Origin of the sequence: Paraburkholderia susongensis, from assembly GCF_900177725.1 — a bacterium.
GTDB lineage: Bacteria > Pseudomonadota > Gammaproteobacteria > Burkholderiales > Burkholderiaceae > Paraburkholderia > Paraburkholderia susongensis.
Genome location: NZ_FXAT01000002.1, coordinates 302,370 through 317,631, shown reverse-complemented (window position 1 = coordinate 317,631; position 15,262 = coordinate 302,370). Strand labels below are relative to the sequence as shown.

The 15,262-nt window shown below is 66.3% G+C and carries 11 protein-coding genes; 8 read left to right on the top strand and 3 right to left on the bottom strand.

The window, feature by feature from the left end; genetic code table 11:
- The first annotated feature begins 796 nt into the window (after positions 1 to 796).
- The 8 genes from B9Z01_RS06535 to B9Z01_RS06500 all read left to right on the top strand — a co-directional run bounded on the left by B9Z01_RS06535 (position 797) and on the right by B9Z01_RS06500 (position 8,820).
- The gene (locus B9Z01_RS06535) at positions 797 to 1,642 is read left to right on the top strand and encodes a transporter substrate-binding domain-containing protein (protein ID WP_085481436.1); all 846 of its coding nucleotides are present in this window, start codon (positions 797 to 799) and stop codon (positions 1,640 to 1,642) included.
- Between the two features lie 90 nt (positions 1,643 to 1,732).
- The gene (locus tag B9Z01_RS06530; RefSeq protein WP_085481435.1) at positions 1,733 to 2,455 is read left to right on the top strand and encodes an ABC transporter permease; all 723 of its coding nucleotides are present in this window, start codon (positions 1,733 to 1,735) and stop codon (positions 2,453 to 2,455) included.
- A gap of 18 nt (positions 2,456 to 2,473) precedes the next feature.
- Complete coding sequence (locus B9Z01_RS06525; protein ID WP_085481434.1) at positions 2,474 to 3,220, top strand: ABC transporter permease; 747 nt, start codon at positions 2,474 to 2,476, stop codon at positions 3,218 to 3,220.
- A gap of 32 nt (positions 3,221 to 3,252) precedes the next feature.
- Complete coding sequence (locus B9Z01_RS06520; protein ID WP_085481433.1) at positions 3,253 to 4,044, top strand: ABC transporter ATP-binding protein; 792 nt, start codon at positions 3,253 to 3,255, stop codon at positions 4,042 to 4,044.
- A gap of 60 nt (positions 4,045 to 4,104) precedes the next feature.
- On the top strand, positions 4,105 to 5,715 hold the full coding sequence (locus tag B9Z01_RS06515; RefSeq protein ID WP_085481432.1) for an HAL/PAL/TAL family ammonia-lyase: 1,611 nt from the start codon (positions 4,105 to 4,107) through the stop codon (positions 5,713 to 5,715).
- Between the two features lie 60 nt (positions 5,716 to 5,775).
- The gene (gene hutC / locus B9Z01_RS06510) at positions 5,776 to 6,519 is read left to right on the top strand and encodes a histidine utilization repressor (protein WP_085481431.1); all 744 of its coding nucleotides are present in this window, start codon (positions 5,776 to 5,778) and stop codon (positions 6,517 to 6,519) included.
- 142 nt (positions 6,520 to 6,661) lie between these two features.
- Positions 6,662 to 7,339: a heavy metal response regulator transcription factor gene (locus tag B9Z01_RS06505; protein ID WP_085481430.1), complete on the top strand. Its 678-nt coding sequence runs from the start codon at positions 6,662 to 6,664 to the stop codon at positions 7,337 to 7,339.
- Positions 7,336 to 8,820 (top strand): heavy metal sensor histidine kinase, encoded by a 1,485-nt coding sequence (locus B9Z01_RS06500; protein ID WP_085481429.1) that lies wholly within the window; start codon positions 7,336 to 7,338, stop codon positions 8,818 to 8,820. The genes B9Z01_RS06505 and B9Z01_RS06500 overlap by 4 nt, the downstream gene beginning before the upstream one ends.
- Before the next feature lie 110 nt (positions 8,821 to 8,930).
- Here B9Z01_RS06500 and B9Z01_RS06495 read toward each other — a convergent pair whose 3' ends face one another.
- From B9Z01_RS06495 to B9Z01_RS06485, 3 genes are read right to left on the bottom strand one after another with little or no spacing between them, the layout of a single operon-like run.
- Positions 8,931 to 10,439 carry an efflux transporter outer membrane subunit gene (locus B9Z01_RS06495; RefSeq protein ID WP_085481428.1) on the bottom strand — a complete coding sequence of 503 codons (1,509 nt, stop codon included), beginning with the start codon at positions 10,437 to 10,439 and terminating at the stop codon, positions 8,931 to 8,933.
- A 33-nt stretch (positions 10,440 to 10,472) separates the two neighbouring features.
- Positions 10,473 to 11,900, bottom strand: a complete 1,428-nt coding sequence (locus tag B9Z01_RS06490) for an efflux RND transporter periplasmic adaptor subunit (RefSeq protein ID WP_085481427.1) — start codon at positions 11,898 to 11,900, stop codon at positions 10,473 to 10,475.
- 48 nt (positions 11,901 to 11,948) lie between these two features.
- Positions 11,949 to 15,179, bottom strand: coding sequence for an efflux RND transporter permease subunit (locus B9Z01_RS06485; RefSeq protein WP_085482039.1), 3,231 nt, complete (start codon positions 15,177 to 15,179; stop codon positions 11,949 to 11,951).
- Between the last annotated feature and the right edge of the window lie 83 nt (positions 15,180 to 15,262).

Here is a 15,262-nt window from a genome sequence, read left to right as displayed (position 1 = left end):
CGGCTAAACCGAAACCCAGCACAAATCGCAAGATGCGCCGCAGGGGCGAAAGCGTTCGGCACCGAAACGAATCGATGGGGGACGAACTGATCAGCTCGCTGCATTCACGGAACAAGGCAATGGTCGACATTTTTCTTTCTTCCCGGGACGAACATGTAGGGTCCTCAATCTATTGAGAGAGGGGCGGGAAGTGAAATCGCTTTTGCCGAACACGGCAATCAATCAACGCTATGGACGCGTCGGAAGCGAGCAGTAGCAACACTTTCCGGCGGAACATCACGGCGATCATCGAGGCATTAATGACGAAATCGTAACCGGGTCGCAATGTTCCGGTTATCTAGATGGCGCCTCAGGAACACGCGCTATCGGTATAAGCGGTTCTTTATGCCATGCAGGTAGACGGGGAGAACTTCCGTTGAAAAGAAACGTTCCTTCATCGAGTCCATGTCGATGACTGGCGCAGCGCAACGGTATGAAATGTAAGCACGGAAGATTGCGGCGCTGGGCAACATCACCACGCATGACAGATCGGACAATGCAAATTACCAGCGTACTTGACTAGGTGACCTATCCTTTCCAGGTGACCATCCTATTCCCGGCTTCACCCACTTGCGCACGGTGTAAATCCCGATATTTGTACAAATACGCTAGTAGTGGCCGAGGGTATTCCCGGATTCATCGATTCTTTTCTGAAAACTTCTTGCCTCTGAGTTTCTGTTCCTGCATTCTTGTCTATACAAGATCGATTGCCAATAACGGTATGGCTTGAAGTTCCGAACCGATGAGGAATGTCGAAATGAAGAGTAAGCGCAAAGGCGTCGCAACATGGTTGATCGGCGTGGTGCTGGGTTCCGCAATGGCCGCAGGTTCTGTGCAGGCGAAGGAATGGAAGAGCGTGACGATCGCACTCGACGGCAGCTATGCACCATGGAATCTGACGCTGCCAGGCGGCAAGCTCAGCGGCTTCGAGCCCGAGCTGGTCGAGAACCTCTGCGCGCGAGCGCAGATCAAGTGCAACCTGGTCACGCAGGACTGGGATGGCATGATTCCGGGTCTGCAGGCCGGAAAGTTCGACGTCCTGATGGATGCGATTTCGATCACGCCGGATCGCGAAAAGATTCTCGCACTGTCGAAGCCCTACGCGGCGACCCCGGCAACATTCTCGGTTGCCGACACCAAGATCCTGCCGAAGGCGAGCGGCAACGACACGGTCAAGCTCGATAACGACGCGCGCAGCAACCAGCCCGCGATCGAGGCGCTTCGCAAGGCATTGAAGGGCAAGACGATCGGCCTGCAGTCGGGCACGATCTACACGGCGTTCGTGAACAACAACTTCAAGGACGTCGCATCGATCCGCGTATACAAGAGTGCGCCGGAGCGCGACCTCGATCTCACGAACGGCCGCATCGACGCTTCGTTCGACGACATCACCTACTTCACGGCGAACGCCAGCAAGTCGCCCGTCATTATCGCGGGCCCGACGATCGCCGGGCCGATCTGGGGGCCGGGCGAAGGGCTCGCCTTCCGCAAGACGGATACCGATCTGAAAGCGAAGTTCGACGCAGCGATCGTCGCCGCGCAGGCCGACGGCACGATCAAGAAACTCGCGCTGAAGTGGTTCAAAACCGATGTGATGCCATAAGCGCATCGTCTCGCCGCGCGCCGGACAGGCCATCGGCGGCGCGCGGCGCAACGTGATTTCCGGTTTGCGGTTTTGCCTGGAGCGATCTCCATGACTGTGTTCGAAATGTTCGGCTTCGGCTCCGAGGGGTGGGGAAGCGTGCTCCTGCTCGGTGCATGGATGACCCTTGTGCTGACGCTCGCCGCGCTCGTGATCGGCGCGCTCTTCGGCGGAGTCGTTGCCGCGATGAAGCTGTCACGTCTACGCACGCTGCGCGTGCTCGGCGATGCATATACGACCGTGTTTCGCGGCGTACCCGAACTACTCGTGATCTATCTGTTCTACTTCGGCGGCTCGTCGCTCGTCACGACGGTCGGGCAATCGTTCGGCGCAGACGGCTTTGTCGGCGTGCCGCCGTTCGCGGTCGGCGCGGTGGCGGTCGGGATGATCTCGGGCGCGTACCAGGCCGAGGTCTATCGCGCGGCGGTGCTCGCGGTATCGCGCGGCGAGCTCGAGGCCGCGCGAGCGATCGGCATGCCGTCGCTCACGATGGCACGCCGGATTCTCATTCCGCAGGTGCTGCGTTTCGCGCTGCCTGGGCTCGGCAACGTCTGGCAGCTCAGCCTGAAAGATTCGGCGCTGGTCTCCGTGACAGGGCTCGCCGAGCTGCTGCGCGCAACGCAGGTTGCAGCGGGCTCGACGCACCAGTATTTCCTGTTCTTCGTCGCGGGCGGTGTTATCTATCTGCTGATAACCGGCATGTCGAACCGCGTGTTCGGCCGCGCTGAAGCGCGCGTCGGCCGCTCATTCAAGCGCAACTTCGCTCGCAACTGACGCTACGGGGGCTCCATCATGGCTATCGATTTCCCGTTCCTACTCGACACAATGCGGCAACTGATCGCCGCGGTGCCCGTTACGCTGGGCCTCTTCTTCGCGTCGCTGGTGCTGGGAGGCCTGCTGTCGCTCGTGATCGTCACGATGCGCGTGTCGCCGCACTGGCTGCCGAACCGGTTCGCGCGTGCCTACATCCTCGTATTTCGCGGCTCGCCGCTGCTCATCCAGATGTTCCTCGTCTACTACGGGCTCGGCGAATTCGGCGTCATTCGCGAGAGCTTCCTGTGGCCGGTGCTGCGGGAGCCGTACGTGTGCGCGGTGCTGTCGCTCGCGCTCTGTACCGCGGGCTACACGGCCGAGATCATTCGCGGCGGGCTGATCGCGGTGCCGATCGGCCAGATCGAGGCCGGCTACGCGATTGGACTGTCCGGCTTCTCGCTGCTGCGCCGCGTAATCGGACCGATTGCACTGCGCCAGTGCTTGCCCGCGTACTCGACCGAGGCGGTGCTGCTGGTGAAGTCGACCGCGCTCGCGAGCCTCGTGACCGTATGGGAAGTGACGGGCGTCGCGCAGCAGATCATTCAGCAGACCTACCGGACGACAGAGGTGTTCGTCTGTGCCGCGCTGATCTATCTGTTCCTGAACTTCCTCGTCGTGCGGATCATTGGTCTCGTCGAGACGCGGCTGTCCCGCCACTTGCGCGAGCGTCCGCCGTCCGCATCGCGTGTCGTTGCGCCGCTCGAAACCCAACGCACCGCGTCGTGACACGTGACACGCCAATTCTCCCGGAGAAACGCATGAATTCCGTACCCGCTGTTGCCCTGTCCGCCAGGAATATTCATAAGTCGTTCGGCGATCACCACGTGCTGAAGGGTATTTCGCTCGACGCGCACGAAGGCGATGTCATTTCGATTCTCGGCGCGAGCGGTTCCGGGAAAAGCACGTTCCTGCGCTGCCTGAACCTGCTCGAGATCCCCGACGACGGTTCGGTGTCGCTCGCGGGCGAGGAGCTGAAGATGAAGCGCAAGCGCGACGGCAAGCTGCTGCCGGGTGACCGCCGCCAGGTCGATCGCGTGCGCTCGCAACTCGGCATGGTGTTCCAGAATTTCAACCTGTGGTCGCACATGAACGTGCTCGATAACGTGATCGAAGGGCCGATGCGTGTGCAGAAGCGCAGCCGCGCGGAAGCGGTGGAGGAGGCCGAGGCGCTGCTCGCGAAGGTCGGACTCGCGGACAAGCGCAGCCATTATCCGGCGCATCTGTCCGGCGGCCAGCAGCAGCGCGTTGCGATTGCGCGTGCGCTCGCGATGCATCCGCGCGTGATGCTGTTCGACGAACCGACTTCGGCGCTCGACCCCGAACTCGTCGGCGAAGTGCTGCGCGTAATGCGCGCGCTCGCCGACGAGGGCCGCACGATGCTCGTCGTCACGCACGAGATGGGCTTCGCTCGGCACGTGTCGAATCGTGTGATGTTCCTGCATCAAGGTCAGGTCGATCTGGACGGCACGCCCGACGAAGTGTTCGGCGAACAGAAATCGGACCGCTTCCGCAAGTTCGTGTCGAGCCACCAGGATCGCAATACGAACTGAGCGCGTCGACGTCGCGGTTTGCCGTTGCAACGTCACTCCGTCCAATCCACAGGGGTAGTCATGGCTGTGATCCGTTCCGAGCGGCCGCTGGGCTGGCGTGATATCGCCGCCGTCGCCACCGGCGAGCCGCTGCATCTTTCCGGCGATGCGCGCGCCCGCATTCGCGCCGCGCGTGAACTCGTCGAGCAGATCGTCGTTCGCGGCATCCGCGCGTACGGTGTGAACACCGGCGTCGGCGCGCTGTGCGACGTCGTGGTGTCGCCGGCCGAACAGCACGATCTGTCGCACAACATCCTGATGAGCCACGCGGTCGGTGTTGGAGCGCCGCTCGGCCGTGAGGAGACGCGCGCGATCATTGCCGCCGCCATCAACAACTTCGCGCACGGCCACTCCGGCGTGCGCGTCGAACTGGTGGAACGGCTCGCCGCGCTTCTCGATGCCGATTGCCTGCCCGAAGTGCCCGCGTTTGGCTCGGTCGGTTATCTGAGCCATATGGCGCACATCGCGCTCGTCTGTGTCGGCGCGGGGCATGTGCGCTGGCGGGGCGAGCGCCTGACGGGCGCCGAGGCGCTGCGGCGGCTCGGGCTCGCGCCGCTGTCGCTCGAAGCGAAGGAGGGGCTCAGCGTCGTGAACGGTACGCCGTGCGTAACCGGACTCGCGGCGCTTGCGTTGCACCGCGCGGAGCGCCTGCTCGACTGGGCCGACGTCGTATCCGCCATGAGCTTCGAAAACCTCGGTGGCCAGATGGCCGCGTTCGACGCGCAATCGCTCGGTTTTCGCGTGTCGCCGGGCCTCGAGCGAGTAGGCGCGCGGATGCGCGCGGTGCTCGATGGCAGCGGCCTGATCGCGTCGGCGTTCGGCCGCCGCACGCAGGACCCGCTCAGCATGCGCACGATTCCGCACGTTCACGGCGCCGCGCGCGACGTGTTCGAGGCGAGTGCCGACGTCGTGAACCGCGAGCTCGAATCGACGACCGACAACCCGATCGTCTCCGGCACGTTGGACGCGCCACGCGTGTTTTCGCAGGCGCATGCCGTTGGCGCGTCGATTGCGCTCGCAATGGACAGCCTCGCCGCGGCAATGGCACAGGTCGCCGCGATGGCGGAGCGCCGGCTCGACCGCCTGGTCAACCCGCTCGTGAGCGGACTGCCCGCGTTTCTTGCGCATGCCGGCGGCACGCATTCGGGCTTCATGATCGCGCAATACACGGCGGCGTCGCTCGTCGCACAGAACCGTCGCGATGCGGCGCCCGCCAGCCTGGACGGCGGCGTGACGTCCGGGCTGCAGGAAGACCATCTGTGCCATGCGACGCCGGCAGCGTTGAAGGCGCTGGCCGTGATCGAAAACAGCAGCCGCATTCTTGCGATAGAACTGCTCGCGGCCGCGCAGGCGTACGACCTGCAGCCGATCGACGCGCCGCGCGCGCCGTACACGGATGCGTTGTACGCGTGGCTTCGCACAGTCGTGACGACGTATCGCGATGATCGTCCGCTCGCGGACGATATGACCATCGCGTTCCGGCTGATCGCCGATGGCGGGCCGCCGCTGCTGCCGGATCCGCAAGCCGTTTGCGTGAGCGGCCGCCCGCCGCTCGCGAGCACCGATCTCCCCGGAGACTGCAGGGCGCTCGCAGCGGCCAACACCGCCTTTCGCGCGGCGATCGGTTGCTGACGACACCAACGCGGCTGCGCCTGGCCGATTTCCGTCGACGTACGACGCACGAGGCTGGACATGAAGAAGAACATCAACGCAGTGTACGAACCGGCACAGCCCGTCGCTGCCCGGAAACTCGTGCCCGCCTACGAGCAGATCAAGCGCTACGTGATCGAACACATCGCCAATGGCACGTGGAAAACAGGTGAGATGATTCCTTCGGAGACGGAGCTGGTGAAGGAATTCGGCGTCGCGCGAATGACCGTCTCGCGCGCGCTGCGCGAACTCACCGCTGAACGTGTATTGACGCGGGCGCAGGGCCTGGGCACGTTCGTCGCGCCGCGCGATGTCGAGTCGACCGTGCTCGACATCCGCAACATCGCCGACGAAGTTGCCGCGCGCGGACATCGATATAGCGCGCAGGTATTGACGCTCGAGGCATGTCACGATCCGCAGGCGTTCGACGCGCTCACGGTGCGCAAAGGGCCTGTGTTTCATTCGCAGATCGTGCACCATGAGGAGGGCGTGCCGATCCAGTACGAAGATCGCTACGTGAATCCGCTGGTATTTCCGAACTATCTGGAACAGGACTTCACCGCCGAGACGCCGAACCGGTACATGGTGCGCCTCGCGCCAATCCAGTACGCGAAGTTTCGCATCTATGCGCAGAGGCCCGACGCGCATGTTCGCCGGCATCTCGCGATGGAAATCGGCGAGCCGTGCCTGATGATGTGGCGCCATACGTGGATTGGCGAGCTGGTCGCGACGTCGGTGCGGCTCTGGCATCCGGCATCGCGCTTTCATCTCGCCGGGAGCGTTTGAGCCCGCGCCGGGCGTCCCAAGCCGCCCATTCTGGCCGTCCCATCCGTCGCCATGCTGACTCGCGGATTACAGTTCGGTAATCCGCGCTTTCGCGCGTGCTGTTTCCCGGTAATATCGGTGCATGCCATCACCGGAGCCGGCCATGCGTGTCCTGATAGTCGAAGACGAGCCGAAGACGGGCGCGTACCTGAAGAAGGGGCTCGAGGAATCCGGCTTCAGCGTCGACCTCGCGAAGGACGGGGCGGAAGGACTGATGCTGGCGCAGGAGGAAAGCTACGACGTGATCGTGCTCGACGTGATGCTGCCCGTGCTCGACGGCTGGGATGTGCTGAAACGTCTGCGCGACACGCACACGACCCCCGTGCTGTTCCTGACCGCGCGCGACGACGTGCAGGACCGCGTGCACGGTCTCGAACTCGGTGCCGACGACTATCTCGTGAAACCGTTCGCGTTCGTCGAACTGCTCGCGCGCATCCGCACGCTCGCGCGCCGCGGGCCGCCGCGCGAAACCGAACGGATCACCGTGGGCGATCTGGAAATGGATGTCGTGCGCCGCCGCGTGCGGCGCGGCACGGTGCGGATCGAACTCACGCCGCGTGAGTTCGCGCTGCTGCAACTGCTCGCGCGCCGGCAAGGCGAAGTGCTGAGCCGCACGCAGATCGCGTCGTATGTGTGGGACATGAATTTCGACAGCGACACCAATGTCGTCGAGGTGGCGATTCGCCGCCTGCGCGCGAAAATCGACGACGACTTTCCCGTCAAACTGATCCACACGGTGCGCGGCGTCGGCTACGTGCTCGAACCGAAGGACAAAGCATGATGCTCGGGCGCTCGCTCACCGCGACGCTCGCGCTCGCGTTCGGCGTGACCACGTTCGCGGTGTTCGCGCTCGTCGGCACCTATGTGTATGTCGGACTCGAACGGCAGGTGCGCATGCAGGACGATCTCGACATCGTGCTCGCCGCGCGGCACGCGCGCCGGCTCGCGAGCGAACTCGAATCGCTCGACGGCGTGCGCACGCACGCGGACCGGCTGACGAGCCTCGTGCTCGGCAACAAGGCGCTCTCGATGGCCGTTGCGGATACGCAGGGCAACATCCTTGCACGCCGGAACGTCGAGCGGACCGAGCTCGAAGAGCCGCCGGCCGGCGCGCGGCCCGCCGCCAAGGGCGCTTCGGACGCCTTATCACCCGATGCCGAGCTGTTTCCGCCGCATGCGGTACCGATACCTGCCGACGCGCGGATCACGAGCGAGCAGATCGTGGCCTGGAGCGCCGACGACGATACACCCGTGCGCGGCATCGTCACCGACGCCGAACTGCTCGACCATGCGCGAATCAGGATCGCGGTCGCACGCAACCTGAGCGACCGCGTGCGGCTGCTCGACAGCTACCGCGACACGCTGAAGATCGCGGGCGGGCTCGGCGTGCTGCTCGCGACGCTGCTCAGCTACTGGCTGATCCGCACGACGCTCGCGCCGCTGCGCGAGATCGTGACGGACACGGGCCGGATCACGGTCGACCGGCTCGACACACGGCTCGATGCGTCGCATGCTCCGCGCGAGCTGCGCGCGCTCGTCGACGCGCAGAACGCCATGCTCGGCCGCCTGCAGCAGGCGTTCGGGCATCTGTCGCAGTTCAGCGCCGATCTGGCGCACGACCTGCGCACGCCGCTCAACAACATGCGCGGCGCCACCGAAGTCATGCTTTCGCGGCCGCGCTCGCCCGACGAGTACCAGACACTCCTCGTATCGAATCTCGAGGAATACGACCGCCTCGCGCGCATGATCGAGAACGTGCTGTTCCTCGCGCGCGCCGAGCACCCGAGTTTCGTCACGCGAGAGCGCGAATTCGACGTGTATGAAGAGCTGACTCGCATCGCCGGCTATTTCGAAGGACTGGCCGACGAAGCCGGTTCGGTGCTGCGCGTCGAGGGCCGCGGCCGGCTTACCGCCGACCTCGAACTGTTCCGCCGCGCGGTCAGCAACCTGCTCGCGAACGCGCTGCGCTATACGCCCGCGGGCGGCGAAATCACGATGCGGGTCGAGGAGACGAGCGACGCGGTGCGGGTCGTCGTCGCGAATCCGGGCGAGCCGATCGACCCCGCGCTGCTGCCGCGCGTCTTCGAGCGTTTCGTGCGCGGCGATCGCGCGCGCAGCGGTGGCGTGCCGGGCGGCACGGCCGGGCTCGGACTCGCGATCGTACGCTCGGTGATGGAACTGCACGGCGGCACCGCTCGTGTCGAGAGCGATGCGAGCGGCACGCGGTTCATTCTCGATTTCGTCAAGACCGCGGCGACGTAACGGCGCTTCACGGCACTTCATAGCACTAGCGGCACTTGCATGACCGGGTGAACCAGGAGGCTTCGCGCAAGGAGGCAGCGCGACCCGGTAGACGTTGATCGGCGAAGGCCTCAGCCGTGCGAACGAGGCGCGCTATCCACACCACCTGCGCTACCCGCGCTTGCGCTACCCACGCCACCCGCACCGTCCTGCCAGCCGCCGCCAAGCGCCTTCAGCAGCGCGACCGTGGCTTCCATCCGTCTCGCGGCGATCTGGTCCGCGAGACGGCGGTTCGTCAGCGCGATCGTCTGCGCGGTCACCACGTCGAGATAGCTCACGGCGCCTGCCTTGAAGCGGTTCGTCGTCAGCCGCAGCGACAGGTCGGCTGCGTCGGTCGCGCGCTTCTGGCTGTCCACTTCCGAGGCGAGCGTGTTCAGCGCGGACAGTTCGTCCTCGACCTGCTGGAACGCGACGAGCACCGTTTGCCGGTAATCGGCAACGGTGCCGTCGTATTGCGCGTTCGCACCACGCAGCGATGCGCTGCGTTTGCCGCCGTCGAACAGCGTGCCGACAAGCTGCGGACCGAGCGACCAGAACAGGCTCGGCGCGCTGAGCCAGGGCGCGAAGAACGAGCTTTCGAAGCCCACGCTCGCCGACAGCACGAGGTCGGGGAAGAACGCGGCGTGGGCCTCGCCGATCTGCGCGTTCGCGGCGGCAACGCGGCGTTCGGACGCGGCGATGTCGGGCCGCCGTTCGAGCAGTTGCGACGGCAGGCCAGGCGGAATCGCGGGCACGTCGGCGAACGATTGCACGCGCGGCGGCAGCGTGAAGGTCGACGCGCTCTCGCCGACGAGCGTCGCAATCGCATGCTGGAGTTGCGCGCGCGACACGTCGATGTCGGCGTCCTGCGTGCGGGTCGATTCGAGTTGCGTCGCGGCCTGTGCAACGGCCGAGGCATCGATCGCGCCGGCCGCGAGTTGTTGCTGCAGAAGTTTCAGCGCGTCGGCGTAGGCGCGCACGGTGTCGTCGAGCAGCTGCTTTTGCGTATCGAGCGAGCGCAGCGAGAAATAGTCGGTCGCGAGTTCGGCGGTGACCGAAAGCTTGACCGCCTGCAGATCGGCGGCGCTCGCCTGGGCGCTCGCCTGCGCGCCGGCCACCGCATCGCGTACGCGCCCGAACACGTCGGGTTCCCAACTCGCGGTCAGACCGACCAGATAGTCGGGCGTCGTCTTACCGGCGAGCGACGACCCGAGCTTGTTCTGCGACACACGTGAGCGGCTTTGCGCCACTCCCGCGCCGATCGTCGGCATGAAGCCGGCGCGCTGATAATCGACCATCGCACGCGCCTGCTGCAGGTTGGCGACAGCCTTCTGCACGGTCTGGTTCGATACGTCGACGCGCGCTTCGAGCGCGTTCAGATCGGTGTCGCCGAAGACGGTCCACCATGCGCCGCGCAGTGCGGCGTCGGCTGGCGCCGCGACGTTCCAGCCGGGCTGCGCGGTGGGCGCGCCCGCATAGTGCGCGGGTACGGCGACGGTGGGCGGAGAATAGGGCGGCAGCGTCGAGCACGCTGCCAGTGCGATGGCGACGCCGAGCGCGACGGCGCGGCGCGCGAACGGAAGCGGATGGAAGATACGCATGACGGGCATTCCCTTGCTGTTGCTGTAGATGGGTCAACCGCGGATGGCCGGTGAAGTGTGCGCGGCGGGCGCGCCCGTGGCACGCGCCGCCGTGCCCGATGTGCCCGATGTACCAGGAGTACTCCGGGTACCCGGCGAACTCGGCGCACCCGCCGCGGTCTTGCTCGCCGTGGCCGCCGTGGCCGCCGTGGCCGCCGTGGCCGCCGCGTTCGCCGGTATCGCGCTTTTTGTAATCGACATGATTCGCACGGCCTCGCCGGCGGCAATCGAATCGCCGGGGTTGTCGATCACGCGATCGCTCGCGGCAAGCCCCGACACGATCTCGACGTACGTGCCGAAATCGCGGCCGATCTGCACGGTCTTCAGCGCGGTCCGTCCGTTCGCGCCGACGGTCGCGACCGTCACGCCGTTCGGCCGGAACAGCAGCGCGCTGACGGGCAGCTCGAACGCGGGCGCCGCACTCGGCACGAGCAGATGGGTCTGCGCGAACGCGCCCGGCATCAGCGTGCCGTCGCGGTTGTCGACGTCGATCTCGACGCGCAGCGTGCGCGTGACGGGATCGATGGCGCCGGCGCTGCGCGCCACGTGCGCGGCGAAATGCCGTCCCGGATACTGCTGCGTGGTCAGGTACGCGAGCGTCCCCGTCGAGATGCCGGATGCGCTGTCCTGCGGCACGTCGACGAACACGCGCAGCATGTCGGTCTGCTCCAGATGGAACAGTTCGCCCGACATGCCGGAGCTGCCCGGCGTGCCGCCCGCCGTCACGAGCGTGCCGACGTCGACGTTGCGCGCGGTAATCACGCCCGCGAACGGCGCGGTGACCGTCTCGTACGACACGAGCTCGGTCAGATGCGCGACGTTGGCCTGCGCGGACGCCAGCATCGCGCGCTTCGCATTCATGTCGGCGACCTTCGTGTCGGTGTCCTGCTGCGACACCGACTGCGTCTTCATCATGTCCTGCCAGCGCTGCGCGGTGGATTTCGCGTAGTCGTAGTTCGCCTGCGCGGTCGCGGCGTCGGCGCGCGCCTGACTCAACTGCGCATCGAGATCGGGTGCCGAGATCTGCGCGAGCGTGTCCCCAGCCTTCACGTGCGCGCCGATGTCGGCTCGCCAGTGCGCGATGTAGCCGCTCGTGCGCGCGTAAATCGACGCTTCCGCGTACGGCATCACCGAGCCGGGCAGCGTCAGCATCTGGTCCGCGGGCGCAGTGCCTGGCAGGATCAGCGACACGGGCAGCGCCTGCTGCGCGGCGACCTGCGTGCGCTGCGCGGCGCGCGCGTCGAGGCGCGGCACGATGCCGGCCGCGAGCAGCGCGGCCGCGACTGCGATCAGGACGAGCGGCGCGGCGAGCCTGCGCCGCCCGCGCGGCGGCGGCGCGGCGGGCGGCAGGGTCGAGTCGGGCGAACCGGGCGCAGCGGGGTCCGGAGCCGGCGGAGCGAGGAGATCGGTCGAGTCGTTCATGGTGGGGCCTGTCGGGCGAGTCGTAAGGAGTCGGAACGAATCCGTGAATCAGGGAATGGCCGGCGTGTTCTGCGCGCGCCGCGCGGCGGCCGCATCGCGGCGCCGTTCGAGCCACGCATGCACGAAGCCGAATACGACCGGCACGAACAGCAGCGTCGACATCGTGCCGAACGCGAGTCCGCCGATCACCGCGCGGCCGAGCGGTGCGTTCTGCTCGCCGCCGTCGCCGAGGCCGAGCGCCATCGGCAGCATGCCGATCAGCATCGCGAGCGCCGTCATCACGACCGGGCGGAAGCGGCTGAAGCCGGCTTCGAGCGCGGCTTCCCACGGCGCCGCGCCGCCGGCGATCAGCTCGCGCGCCGCGTTGACGACGAGAATGCTGTTCGCGGTCGCGATGCCGATGCACAGGATCGTGCCGGTCAGCGCGGGCACCGAGAGCGTCGTGTTGGTCGCGAACAGCATCCACGCGACCCCGGCGAGCGACGCGGGCAGGCCGCTCACGATCACGAGCGGGTCGAGCCACGACTGGAAGTTGACGACCATCAACAGGTAGACGAGCGCGATCGCGAACACGAGTCCGCTCAGCAGGCCCGCGAACGATTCGTGCATCGCCTGCACCTGGCCGCGCAGCACGATCGACGAGCCGGGCGGCAGTTGCGCGCGGGCGTCGTCGACGAGCTTCGTCACGTCCGCCGTGACGCCGCCGAGGTCGCGGCCCTGCACCGAGGCGAAGATGTCGAGCACGGGCTGCACGTTGTAGTGCGACACGACCGCCTGCTGCGTGGCGCGCGAGAACGTCCCGAGCGCGCCGAGCAGGTTTTGCGCGGGAGCGCCGGCCGCCGGGCCGCCCGCGGGCGTCTGCGGCGAGTGCGCGCCGCTCGTCGGCAGCGGCAGGTTGGCGAGCGCCTGCAGCGAATCGACGGTGTATTGCGGCGTCTGCACCATGAGCGGATAGCTGACGCCGTTGCGCGGATCGAGCCAGAAGTTCGGCGTTGTCTGCGAACTGCCGGACAGGGCGATCAGCATGTTTTGCGATACGTCGCGCTGCTGGAGTCCAGCCTCGATCGCCTTGGTGCGGTCGACGTTCACGTTGATCGCCGGTTCGTCGCCGGGCTGCTGGATGCGCGCGTCGACGAGACCGCGCACGCCGCGCAATTGCGCGAGCAGACGGTTCGCGACCACGCGATTCTGATCGAGCTTGTTGCCGACGATCTGGATGTCGATCGGCGCGGGCAGCCCGAAGTTGAGGATCTGGCTGACGATGTCGGCCGGCAGGAACGCGAAGGTCACGCCGGGGAACTCCCGCGTCAGCAGGTTGCGCAGCTTCGCGACGTAGGCGGCGGTCGGATGATGGTTCGGCTTCAGCGTAATCATCACGTCGGCGTCGCCGGTGCCGACCGGGTCGGACGAGTCGTACGTGAGGTTGATCCCGCTCACCGGCACGCCGATGTTGTCGAGCACGCCCGCCATTTCCTGTGGCGGAATCACCGAGCGGATGCGCGTCTCGACTTCGTCGGTGATGCGCGCGGTTTGCTCGATCCGCGTGCCGGTCGGCGCGCGCAGGTGCAGCCGGATTTCGCCCGTATCGACAGAGGGGAAGAAATCCTGGCCCGCGAACGCGAACAGGCTCGTCGACGCGACGCACGCGAGCAGGAAGGCGGCGGCGAAGCGGCGGCGGTGCGCGATCGCGGCCGAGAGCAGCGCGCGATAGCGCATGCGGGTCGCCTCGAAGCGGCGCTCGAAGCCGGCCTGGAAGCTCGCGATGCGCGCGAATATGCCGCTCGGTGGCTTGCCGTGGCCGCGCGCGCGCATCAGCACCATCGCGAGCGTGGGCACCAGCGTGCGCGAGAAGAAATACGACGCGACCATCGCGAAGATCACCGCTTCGGCCATCGGCACGAACAGGTAACGCGCGACGCCGGTGAGCAGGAACATCGGCACGAACACGATGCAGATCGACAGCGTCGACACGAAGGTCGGCACCGCGATTTCGCCCGAGCCGGTCAGGATCGCGTCCTCGAGCGGCGCGCCGCGTTCGAGATGGTGCGTGATGTTCTCGATGGCGACCGTCGCGTCGTCGACGAGAATGCCGACCGCAAGCGCGAGCCCGCCGAGCGTCATGATGTTGATCGTCTCGCCGAGCGCGGAAAGCGCGAGCAGCGACGTGAGCACCGCGAGCGGGATCGACACGGCGATGATGAGGGTCGCGCGCCAGCTGCCGAGGAACAGCAGGATCATCAGCGCGGTCAGGCACGCGGCGATCAGCGCCTCGCGCACCACGCCCTGAATCGCCGACTTCACGAATACCGACTGGTCGCCAAGCGCGCTGATATGCAGCGCTTTCGGCAGACCGGCCGCGATCTGCGGCAGCATCGCCTTCACCTGGCTGATGATCGTGAGCGTCGACGCGCTGCCGGTCTTCTCGACGGTGAGCAGCGCCGCGCGCTTGCCGTCGCTGCGCACGATGTTGGTCTGCGGCGCGTAGCCGTCGCGCACGTGAGCGACGTCGCGCACGTAGATGACGTTGCCGCCGACCGTCTTGACCGGCAGGTTGTTGAGCGCCGCGACCGTTTGCGTGCTGCCGTTCATCTGCACGTTGTATTCGCGCGTGCCGATCTTCGCGGTGCCGCCCGGCAGGATCAGGTTTTGCGCGTTGATCGCGTTGACGACGTCGATCGGCGCGAGCCCCTTCGCCTGTAGCGCGCGCGTGTCGAGATCGACGACGATCTCGCGGATCTTGCCGCCGAACGGCAGCGGCACCGCCGCGCCCTGAACGGTCGCGAGCTGCGTGCGGATGAAGCTGTTGCCGAGGTCGTAGAGCTGCTGCTCCGGCAGCGTGTCGCTCGACAGTCCAAGCTGCAGGATCGGCACGGTCGACGCGTTGTACGTGATGATGTTCGGCGGCAGCGTGCCGGGCGGCAGAATCCGCAGGATCGACGCGGAATTGCTCGCCGCTTCCGCGATCGCGCGATTGATGTCCGCGCCCGGATGGAAAAAGATCTTCACGACCGACACGCCGTTCAGCGACTGCGATTCGATGTGCTCGATGTCGTCGACGTCGGACGTGAGCGCGCGTTCGTAGTTCGACGTGATGCGCTTTGCCATGTCCTCGGCCGAGAAGCCGTTGTACGACCAGACGATGCTGACGACCGGAATGTTGATGTTCGGGAAGATGTCAGTCGGCGTACGCAGGATCGCGAGCGGTCCCATGATGAAGATCAGCAGTGCGAGTACGACGAACGTGTAGGGCCTGCGCAATGCCAGCCGGACGATCCACATGATGTTGTTCCTCGAAGCGAGATTCGGATACCGCATCGAAGCGGCTGGTTCGCAGTGTGGAGCGGCGGCCGTGACCCGGGGCT

Bases quoted from the DNA above. Each gene is read 5' to 3' on its own strand.
- B9Z01_RS06485 (WP_085482039.1), bottom strand. From the start codon at position 15,179: ATGTGGATCGTCCGGCTGGCATTGCGCAGGCCCTACACGTTCGTCGTA.
- B9Z01_RS06505 (WP_085481430.1), top strand. From the start codon at position 6,662: ATGCGTGTCCTGATAGTCGAAGACGAGCCGAAGACGGGCGCGTACCTG.
- B9Z01_RS06500 (WP_085481429.1), top strand. From the start codon at position 7,336: ATGATGCTCGGGCGCTCGCTCACCGCGACGCTCGCGCTCGCGTTCGGC.
- B9Z01_RS06525 (WP_085481434.1), top strand. From the start codon at position 2,474: ATGGCTATCGATTTCCCGTTCCTACTCGACACAATGCGGCAACTGATC.
- B9Z01_RS06490 (WP_085481427.1), bottom strand. From the start codon at position 11,900: ATGAACGACTCGACCGATCTCCTCGCTCCGCCGGCTCCGGACCCCGCT.
- B9Z01_RS06520 (WP_085481433.1), top strand. From the start codon at position 3,253: ATGAATTCCGTACCCGCTGTTGCCCTGTCCGCCAGGAATATTCATAAG.
- B9Z01_RS06535 (WP_085481436.1), top strand. From the start codon at position 797: ATGAAGAGTAAGCGCAAAGGCGTCGCAACATGGTTGATCGGCGTGGTG.
- hutC (WP_085481431.1), top strand. From the start codon at position 5,776: ATGAAGAAGAACATCAACGCAGTGTACGAACCGGCACAGCCCGTCGCT.
- B9Z01_RS06515 (WP_085481432.1), top strand. From the start codon at position 4,105: ATGGCTGTGATCCGTTCCGAGCGGCCGCTGGGCTGGCGTGATATCGCC.
- B9Z01_RS06495 (WP_085481428.1), bottom strand. From the start codon at position 10,439: ATGCGTATCTTCCATCCGCTTCCGTTCGCGCGCCGCGCCGTCGCGCTC.
- B9Z01_RS06530 (WP_085481435.1), top strand. From the start codon at position 1,733: ATGACTGTGTTCGAAATGTTCGGCTTCGGCTCCGAGGGGTGGGGAAGC.